This is a genomic window from Rhodopirellula maiorica SM1 (genome assembly GCF_000346295.1).
Classification (GTDB): domain Bacteria; phylum Planctomycetota; class Planctomycetia; order Pirellulales; family Pirellulaceae; genus Novipirellula; species Novipirellula maiorica.
Genome location: NZ_ANOG01000712.1, coordinates 1 through 2,159, shown reverse-complemented (window position 1 = coordinate 2,159; position 2,159 = coordinate 1). Strand labels below are relative to the sequence as shown.

Genomic DNA, 2,159 nt, shown 5'->3' with positions numbered 1-2,159 from the left:
GTCGTCTTCGCGACGCTAGGGCCATGAACGTTGGGCCGGTTCCTACCGGCCATTGTTAAGGAACCGTTGGGCAATAAGTTTTCACCGTAGTGGACGAGGCTACGAGTCCCGTCATGCATCGTAGTGGACGAGGTCACGAGTCCCGTCATGCCATGAAGTCGCACGGACTCGTAACCTCGTCCACTACCTCCATTCGAGAGCATTTGAAACGTCGCAGTTACTTTCGAAAGTTTGCTTAGTGCCACCGCGGCCTACGGTTTTGCGAGTGAATCAGCATTAACAAGTCCCGATAGGGACGTCAGGATGTAGCCCACGGCGTGAGCCGTGGGGTGTGCAACGGACCAGTATTCAGAAGCCCCGATAGGGGCGACAGGAAAGATCGATGCCGTCTCAAGCCGCCTCGCTCAACGGTGGTCGAGAGAGGTCCAGCCGCCTGACAGGACTTGTTCGGGTAAGGGGCTGACCGAGCACCAATTTCCCACGCTCATGCCCCAATCGTCTTGCTCACCCTAAGCCAGCTATCAAGTAGCCGGATATCGAGAAGCCGGCCATCGAGAAGCCGGCCATCGAGAAGCCGGCCATCACGAACCGGCCCTACGAGTACCGGGCATGCGGCGAACAAGTTGGAAATTCGATGAAGCATCCGAAAGTGTCGCCGCAGTGAACGAAGTTTGGTAAAACGGATCATCTCACCAACGTGATCCCTCCAAACGAGAACCAAACGATGCCTGCTGTTCTTGCCATTGCGGCGCACCCTGACGACATCGAATTTTTTATGGCTGGTGCGATGTTGCAACTCGCACGTCGCGGTTGGGACCTGCACTACGCCAATCTATGTGACGGTTCGCGTGGCTCCACGACGATGGATTGTGCGACCTGCGCTGCAACACGGCTCGCCGAGGCTCGTCGTGCTGCCGAGGTGATCGGTGCAACGTTCTATGAGCCGATCTTTCCGGACATGGAAGCGGCCTACACCCCCGAAAACCTTCGCAAGGTCGCGGCTATCGTTCGCCAGGCGAAGCCCTCAATCGTGCTGACGCATTCGCCGATCGATTATATGGAAGACCACGAGATTAGTTGTCGTCTCGCCGTCAGTGCGGCATTCGCGCACGGGATGCCCAACTTCCCCAGCGATCCCGAGGTGCCCGTCTATATGGATCCCGTGACCGTTTATCACGCCCAAACTCCCGGTCATCGTACTCCGCTTGGCGATTGGATCACGCCGCACATGTATGTCGACGAAACCGATGTGATCGAGACCAAGGTCGAAGCACTCGCTTGTCACGCCAGCCAAAAACAGTGGCTCGACGAAAGCCAAGGTATGGATAGTTATTTGCAAGCGATGCGTGATCTCAGTTTGCAGATGGGGGAAAAAAGTGGCAAGTTTCAGTACGCCGAAGGTTGGCGTCGTCGCGAGCACTGGGGATTCTGCGGTGCCGAAGATGATCCCCTGCGTGACGCGCTCGCCGACATCATCGTCGACACGCGGACTTAGTTTTCGCCCAGCACTCGATAGACTTCGGGCAGATCGGTAGTGCCCTGCTGAGCCAATGTTTCGGCTTGGCTGCGAAGGTCGACCCAACCCGCGGCGATTGCATCGTTACGCATCTCTGCGGCCGAAACGCCTCGATCGAGTGCTCGCGACAACGTATCGCCAACGGGATCGGAACCGTCGAAAAAGATGCAGTCGGCGATCGCAACGCGGCCACGGTATCCAGTGCCCACACAGGCTTCGCAATGCACCTTTTGCTCGGCATCTCCTTGGCACTTGCCGCACTGTCGCCGCAGCAATCGCTGGGTTAACACCGCACGGATCCCACTCTGCAGCGCATAACTTGGTACCCCGAACTGGATCATTCGCCGCAACGTCGCAGCGACATCGGTGGCATGCAAAGACGAAAAGATTAGATGCCCGGTTAACGACGCCTGCATCGCTGCCTCGGCTGTCTCGGGATCACGAATCTCGCTGACAAGCAACACTTCGCTGTCTTGCCGCACGGCACTTCGCAGCGCCGATGCGAGCGTCATTCCGCCGCTTGGATCGAGCTCGCTTTGGCTGATCGAATCGATGATGGATTCAACGGGATCTTCGATCGTGATCACGCTTCGCCGGGGCTGCAGTGCCGCAATCGTTCGCAGCATGCTGTACATCGTGGTCG

2 protein-coding genes are annotated in these 2,159 nt (G+C 57.7%); one reads left to right on the top strand and one right to left on the bottom strand.

Going from position 1 to position 2,159, the window contains the following annotated elements; genetic code table 11:
- The first annotated feature begins 724 nt into the window (after positions 1-724).
- The gene (locus tag RMSM_RS23110; RefSeq protein WP_040769119.1) at positions 725-1,495 is read left to right on the top strand and encodes a PIG-L deacetylase family protein; all 771 of its coding nucleotides are present in this window, start codon (positions 725-727) and stop codon (positions 1,493-1,495) included.
- Here RMSM_RS23110 and RMSM_RS23105 read toward each other — a convergent pair.
- The coding region (locus RMSM_RS23105) for a GspE/PulE family protein (RefSeq protein WP_040769118.1) at positions 1,492-2,159 on the bottom strand (668 nt) is incomplete at its 5' end. The genes RMSM_RS23110 and RMSM_RS23105 overlap by 4 nt on opposite strands.